Raw genomic sequence first — 7,738 nt, 5'->3', positions numbered from 1 at the left:
CTGTACAACTATGGTGATAACTGCTATAGTATTGATTCCATATTACTTTCAAAGGTGTATTATTAAACACATAATCCCAAATTAACAAATCATAAATAGATAGTAGATTAAGAACTTATGTTATGGAGTGAGCAAAATCAACCAAAGGTGACAATTAATCAAATGGTAAACCGAATTATGACATCAGGTAAACTCAGTCGTCGGGAATATCTACAGCTTACTTCGGCAATTTTATCGGAAAAAAAAATAACAGATGAAGAGCGACATCAAATTAATCAGATCTTTGATTTTATTCAAATGGGTAAAATTAATTTGATTGATGATAATTAGTCAAGCTCATAGCAGAGCTAAATTTATGGCAAAATAAAATCACATCATCATTATTCAACTAGGAAAAATGATCGTTGTGGATTTTTCGGCTCGCTTTTGTTTTAATTACNCATCAAATTAATCAGATCTTTGATTTTATTCAAATGGGTAAAATTAATTTGATTGATGATAATTAGTCAAGCTCATAGCAGAGCTAAATTTATGGCAAAATAAAATCACATCATCATTATTCAACTAGGAAAAATGATCGTTGTGGATAAATAATAAATCAAAATTAATCTGAATAATATTTAACTAATTATTGGCGATTCAAATTATCACATAAAAATACTTGATTTTACGGTTAAAAACATCAATAAAGAGGGGATAAAAATTAGCAATTACTGATATTGATTTTATGATATTCAACACTAAGCCAGAAAGAAAAAAGAGAATAAATTAATGATAACAAGTCAAAAAAACTCATTAATCAGAGTCCCAACTGGTTTATTAAATGTTAGTGCAATAACAGAAAATGCCAGAAAATCAAGTACCATAGAAATCAAACTTTCTCTAGTGATTCCTACATACAAAGAAAGTCAAAATATTCCAACGCTTATCCAAAGACTAACTCAACTATTAGATACTCAAATTCCTCATGCCTATGAATTAATTATAGTAGATGATAATAGCCCAGACTTAACCTGGGAAGTAGCTCAGAATATGGCACGAGAATACCCACAACTACGGGTAATGTGTAGAGAAAAAGAAAGAGGACTTTCTACAGCAGTAGTTCGTGGTTGGCAAGTAGCAAAAGGAGAAATATTAGGAGTTATTGATGCTGACTTACAACATCCTCTAGAAACCCTTTTAAAACTATTAGCAGAAATGGAAAAAGGTGCTGATTTAGCAGTAGCTAGTCGTCATGTTGAAGAAGGGGGTGTCAGTGACTGGAGTATAGTTAGAAGATTTTTGTCTCGTGGGGCTCAACTTTTAGGATTAGTTATTTTGCCTGGAGTAGTAGGGCGAGTCTCTGACCCAATGAGTGGCTATTTTATGGTTCATCGGTCAGCGATCGCTGGCCAAACTCTTAGCCCAGTGGGGTACAAAATCCTGATTGAAGTTTTATGCCGAGGTAATATTCGGTTGGTGGCAGAAGTAGGCTATGTTTTCCAAGAACGTTTAGGAGGAGAAAGTAAAGTTACCTGGAAACAATATATAGAATATTTACAACACTTACTAACTTTAAGATTTGCTAAATGGCCGATTGGTAGATTTATCCGATTTGTTATAGTTGGCTTTAGTGGTGTATCTGTAGATATAGCAATATTTTATTTATTGCGTGAAGCTATGGGTTTGGGCTTAACTGGCAGTGCTATGTTCTCTGCTGAAGCAGGAATTATCAATAATTTTTTGTGGAATGACCTATGGACTTTTGGAGATATCTCTAGTTCTCAAGGTGGTTGGCAGAAAAGGTTTAAAAGGTTATTAAAATTTAACTTAATTTGTCTGACTGGCTTGATTTTTAATTTACTAATTGTGAACTTATTATTTAATCTTTTTGGAATTAATGAATATCTGGCTAAGTTAATAGCGATTGCTACTGTTACTTTATGGAACTTCTGGGTAAATATGAAACTAAGTTGGCGAGTGACTCAAGTAGATAAGTAGATAAGTAGATAAGTAGATAAGTAGATAAGTAGATAAGTAGATAAGTAGATAAGTAGATAAGTAGATAAGTAGATAAGTAGATAAGTAGATAAGTAGATAATTATAGATATATAGTAATCAGCGCATAGGTTGCGAACAAAACATCTGGTAAAAATGCAACAGCTAATCTGGGAACAGACAACAGAGGTAATGGTTTTAAAGTTTTTATCTATTTTTGACAAATGATTTAGGGTTGCTATAGTTATTTTAAATAAGAATGGAATAGAGAAAATTTTATCAGCCCTTTAAATCAAGTGTTCAAGCCTAAGCAAGTATTCCAGACTTAATTAAAAATTCTATAAATATAAATATTTAGTGGTATGGCAAGCGTTGCTCAACTTTTTGAGGTAAAGTTTATTTTTATTGTTTTCTGTTCCCACCTGTATCCCTGTTCTCTAAAATATAAAATTTCTGATCTAACTCACAGTTAAGAATTACTATAGTTAGTTAGTACCATTCAGGATACATCAGAAGATTTTAAAGATTTAATTTGACTGTGTAACTAGGTTAACATTGAGTAGATTTATGGTTAAATGAAAAAAGTATTAGGTAAATTTGACTGGTAATCCCTACTTTAGATGGTTAAAAGTTTTTGGACTAACACTAACCTAGAATTTGGAGGCTTGCAGATTTGGTAAAAATTTCCATAATAGCTAGCGATCTATCTAGCAGTGGAGCAGGTAGATGGGGAGGAGCAGTCCGTCCTTTTTTATTGTCTCAAGCTCTAAAAAAGATTGGATGCGATGTAGAAATATTAGGCTTTGTCGATCCAAATTCTCCTATAAATATTAGTCAGGCTGAACTATCAATTATCCCTATTGTTAGCAAGAAATATTATCCGGGATTTTTACTTTCTGCTAAAGAGCTATTAGACAAAATTAGTGGAGATATTATTTATGCTTATAAACTTAAACCTAGTAGTCTGGGTTTAGCCTTAATCAAAAAAATGCAGGCCAGTCGCCCAGTATTTTTGGATATTGATGATTGGGAGCTAAGTTGGCATGGAGGAGATAATTGGAAATATCGTCCCAGTCTTAAACAATTAGCTAGAGATATTTTGAAGTCAGAAGGAGCTTTACGACAACCAGATCATCCCTTCTATTTAAAATGGATCGAAAGTTTGGTCTCAAAAGCAGATCAGGTGACTCTACACAATCAATTTCTCAAAAAACGCTTTGGTGGTATTTATCTACCAAATGGCAAAGATACAAATTTATTTGACCCAAATAAGTATGATCCAGAGGTAAGTAGAACTCGTTATGGCTTGAGTGATTATAGAATATTAATGTTTCCAGGAGCGCCTCGACCTTATAAAGGAGTGGAGGATGTTTTAATAGCTTTAGACAAACTCAATCAGCCAGATTTAAGATTGGTAATTGTGGGTGGTAGTCCTTATGATGATTATGACCGTCAATTAAAAGAAAAATGGGGACGTTGGATAATTCAAATGGCAAAATATCCGCCTACAGTTATGCCAGAAATTGTAGCTGCTGCTCATATAATAGTGGTTCCTCAAAGAGATACTCCAGAAGCAAAGGCACAATTTCCATTAAAATTAACTGATGGAATGGCAATGGCTAAACCAATTATAGCAACAAAAGTGGGTGATATTCCTGAAATTGTAGGAGATACTGGTTATTTGGTCGAACCTAGTTCTCCCGAACAAATAGCAACACAAATTGAATTAATATTTAATGATTTTACATTAGCAAATAGCCAAGGAATTAAGGCTAGAGAAAGATGTATTAAATACTATAGTATCGATGCTATGGCTACTATTTTATCAGACTTAATCAAAATTTAGCGAGTAGGTATTAAAAGTCGTAATAATTCAGAGAGTCTAACTTAGAGACAAGGAAAATATCAATGTCTGGAAAAGAATTTATCTTAAATTTTATCCTTCGTAAGCCTTTCAATTTTCAAATTATTGGAAACATTATATTAGGATTTACTAGCGGAATATTTAATGGAGTTAATACAGCTCTAATAGTACCTATACTATTGCAAATTTCGGGGCAAGAAATTGAGCTGAAAGGTTCTCCGCCGATAATTAAATTTTTACTATCTCCTTTTGACGGAGTTCCAGAAAAGTATCGCCTTGTAGTAATGCTTTTAGCGGTTATATTAACTATTGTTCTGAAAAATTTAACCACTTATTTAAAAAGTTTATTGACAGTAGCCTTTAATCGGAGTCTGGCAAATACGATTAAATCAGAAATGTTTCGAACATTAATGGACAGCGATTTAGACTTCTTCACGAAAGTAAAAGTAGGGGACCTAACGAAGCGTTTAGGCTCAGATACAGCTCAATGCATGCTAACTATTAATGGTTATGTGAATTTAATAACTCAAGTAATCACTCTTTCCTTATTTGTCAGCTTACTAATTTCTATTTCTTGGGAACTGACTTTAATTTCTTCTCTATTAGTAGGTTTAATAGCAGCAATTAATCAGGTCTTTATTCGTCAGTCAAAGAAATTGGGAAATGTTTTAAATCAGGCACAAAAAAATTATGCAATTAAGGTAATTGAAACTCTAAGTGGTATTCGGTTAATTAAATCAGTAAGTAGTGAAAATAGAGAATATAAACAGTTGAGAAAATTAATGCTTTCCTTAGAGAACACAGCACTGAAAGAAAAAATGAATTCAGCGTTAATAGCTCCAGTAAATGAAGTGACAAGCATGATGACGGTAATCGGTATTCTATTATTAGGTAGATATTTATTTGCCGATCAAATTGCAAATGTTTCTGCTATCCTACTTACCTATCTTTTAGTTCTATTTCGTTTACTACCTATTGTATCCCAAATTAATAACAGTCGCAATCAAATTGCCAAAGGTGCCGCTAGTTTTGATATGGCTGTAGACTTATGGAGAAGAGATAATAAACCAATTATGAAACCTGGTTCCATACCTTTTCAAAAGGTGAGGAGAAAAATTCATTTTAAGAAAATTTCCTTCTCTTACCCAGGTAATGATAATTTGGTTCTCAAAAATGTTGATATATCTGTGCCTAGAGGTAAAACTTTAGCATTAGTGGGAGGTTCAGGAGCAGGTAAGTCAACATTTGCTGACTTACTACCAAGATTTTATGACCCTATTTCTGGTTCCATTACTATAGATGGTATTGACTTGCGCGAGTTTGATATTACCACTCTTAGAAGGAAAACTGGTATTGTTAGTCAAACAACTCATTTGTTTAACGATACGGTAAAAAATAATATTGTCTATGCTCGTCCTGATGCCACAGAGAATGAAATTATTGAAGCAGCTAAACAAGCTAATGCTTATGATTTTATTATGGACTTACCCAAGCAATGGGAGACAGAAATAGGCGATCGCGGTGTAATGCTTTCGGGAGGCCAACGACAAAGATTGGCCATTGCTAGGGCGCTATTGCAAGATCCAGAAATATTAATCTTAGATGAGGCCACCAGTGCCCTTGATACTGTTTCTGAGCGTTTAGTGCAGGAGGCCATTGATAAATTAAGTCGCGATCGCACAGTTTTAGTTATTGCCCACCGTCTTTCAACAATTCAAAATGCCGATCAAATAGCTGTCTTAGACCGTGGAAAGTTAGTTGAAATGGGCAGTCATTTAGAACTTCTAGAAAAACCAGATGGTTACTATCATCGTCTCTATTCTATACAGTTTGGCGACCCATCTGAAGCTGATAAATATATTGACCAGCAGGTTTTAGCTAAGGCATCTTATGAAGCTCGTGGTTTTCTCAACAAAATTATTGGTTCTTTAACATTACTAAGTGATGAGATAGTTGATACACCTGAAGAAAAAATAGAACTTACTGAAGAAGCTTTTCAGTCATCAATTTCTCTTTTAAGAACCTTAGAGATATTTGAAAATCAAATGGCAAATCATAAGAAATCAGAAGTCAGAAGTCAGAAGCTATAACTTAGAATTTCTATCAAATTTATGAGTGATACTTTGAGGTTTTCTAGTTATCTTAACTCTCTATTTTGACTGAAAAATTAAGGTATGAAGCCTCTCCATTCATGGAGAAAAAAGAGAAAATTCCTTTTAACCCAATCCTTAAACCCTAATGATTAATTATTAATTATTGAATACTCCCTACTTCCTTTTTCTAATATCCATTCCTCCAAAATGGGGTTCACTAATTCTGGTGCTTCATCTTGAGGACAATGACCAACTCCAGGCAAAGGAATAAATTTTTCTACGGTTTTAAACTTGGCAAATTCCTTTCCCAATTCAATATCTTCCCAGGGGTCTTCCTCTCCCCATAAAATTATGGCTGAACAGGGTAATATAGGTAATAAATCTTCCGCTAAAGGTCCTTGAGAATAACCAGTAAAAGCTACAAAAACGTCTACTGCTCCCTCATCTTTTGCAGGTTTCAATAATATATCGATTAATTCATCTGTTACTGCTTCAGAACGTTTATATGCCTCCAACAATACTCGCTTAACTGTTTTCTTTGTTGCCAACTGGTTAAAAAATAACTGACTTATCCACTTGACTTTTAGCAACTTTTGTACTAACGATGCTCCTTGACTACGATACCAAGGAAGAGTAGACCTTTTCCTTTCATGCAGAAGTCTCAAAGAACAATTGATAATTCCTACCCCTAAAATAAGATTGGGATTATCAACTGCTGTCTGCATTGCGACTATACAACCAATAGAATTTCCCACTAGAAAAGCAGGGACACCAACTATTTCTCTACAAAAATCACTAATTTGTTGACTCCAGGTTTCAAATGTGTAGGTAACATCTTTGCTTGGGATAGGTTTAGCTGAACCACCAAAACCTAGTAAGTCGATAGCATAACAACGACAACTGGCAGCTAATACAGGAATATTTTTACGCCAATGTCCCCAAGAAGCTCCAAAACCATGTATTAATATCACAGGAGGGCCCTGTTCTCCTTGACTTTGGTAGCATATTGGCCAGCCTTGCCATGTCCAAGTTTTTGTGGTAGTCATTTCTATAGATAGTATTTCTAAGCAATTTAATTATTTTACCTATATGAATTGAAAAAAAGTTTGGGACAAATAAGTTTTAGGTAGTAGTTAAATCGTATCAGTTACCATCATCAGGTGAATCCTGTTTTGAATAGTCATAACTTATCTATTGATTGTTATTAGCAACATTATTTGATGAATTTGGTATAAATTATTTGGGTGCATCTCAATTTTGAAGAAAGGGAAAAATTTTTCGCTTTTAGGGAAAAGGAAAAAAGTATTTTTGCAAATTATGAGATGCACCCAATTATTGATGATTTTAACCTTATCTTTCAGAGATATTTTGTCAACAAAATATTAAGGTTTAAACAGAAGCTGTGACCAATTTAAGTTAGTTATTGAGATAAAGCAACAGGCAGCAGGAACAAGATAAAGTCTTGAGTTTCAGTTTGGTAATTATCAAATATATCGTTGAAATTATGAAGATGTTAAGTAGTTGTGCTTTTAGGAATTTCCTAGTTGAGAAAGGGAAAAGGGAATAGGGAAAAAGAACTGATAATTTATGGATAATATTGGAAATATATAATAAAATGTGTAATTAATTTTGTATCAGCACTTAGTTATGAATTTATATGCCTAGCTAATAGAAAAGCTAGAAATTGGGAGAGTTATTGTCTACAGAAGATTAGCTATATTTTAGTCAATATTTGATGAAGATTTGGATAATAGTTTTGTATTTTTTATCACTTTCTCAGGGCAGGGTGTGATAAATTTATTTT

At 33.4% G+C, this 7,738-nt stretch carries 5 protein-coding genes; 4 read left to right on the top strand and 1 reads right to left on the bottom strand.

Annotation, left to right across the window (positions count from 1 at the left end):
- Positions 1–117 precede the first annotated feature (117 nt).
- From AFK68_RS19425 to AFK68_RS19410, 4 genes are all read left to right on the top strand, one after another.
- Positions 118–330 (top strand): hypothetical protein, encoded by a 213-nt coding sequence (locus AFK68_RS19425; protein ID WP_094674297.1) that lies wholly within the window; start codon positions 118–120, stop codon positions 328–330.
- A gap of 441 nt (positions 331–771) precedes the next feature.
- The gene (locus tag AFK68_RS19420; protein WP_094674295.1) at positions 772–1,980 is read left to right on the top strand and encodes a glycosyltransferase; all 1,209 of its coding nucleotides are present in this window, start codon (positions 772–774) and stop codon (positions 1,978–1,980) included.
- Between the two features lie 670 nt (positions 1,981–2,650).
- Positions 2,651–3,823 (top strand): glycosyltransferase family 4 protein, encoded by a 1,173-nt coding sequence (locus AFK68_RS19415; RefSeq protein ID WP_094674293.1) that lies wholly within the window; start codon positions 2,651–2,653, stop codon positions 3,821–3,823.
- Positions 3,824–3,885: 62 nt separating this feature from the next.
- The gene (locus tag AFK68_RS19410; protein ID WP_094674291.1) at positions 3,886–5,931 is read left to right on the top strand and encodes an ABC transporter ATP-binding protein; all 2,046 of its coding nucleotides are present in this window, start codon (positions 3,886–3,888) and stop codon (positions 5,929–5,931) included.
- A 152-nt stretch (positions 5,932–6,083) separates the two neighbouring features.
- Here AFK68_RS19410 and AFK68_RS19405 read toward each other — a convergent pair whose 3' ends face one another.
- A complete protein-coding gene (locus AFK68_RS19405) occupies positions 6,084–6,980 on the bottom strand; it encodes an alpha/beta fold hydrolase (protein ID WP_094674289.1) in 897 nt (298 codons plus the stop codon).
- Positions 6,981–7,738: the final 758 nt, after the last annotated feature.

This window comes from Hydrocoleum sp. CS-953 (assembly GCF_002260545.1).
Lineage (GTDB): Bacteria > Cyanobacteriota > Cyanobacteriia > Cyanobacteriales > Microcoleaceae > Trichodesmium.
This window is presented reverse-complemented; position numbering and strand designations above follow the sequence as displayed.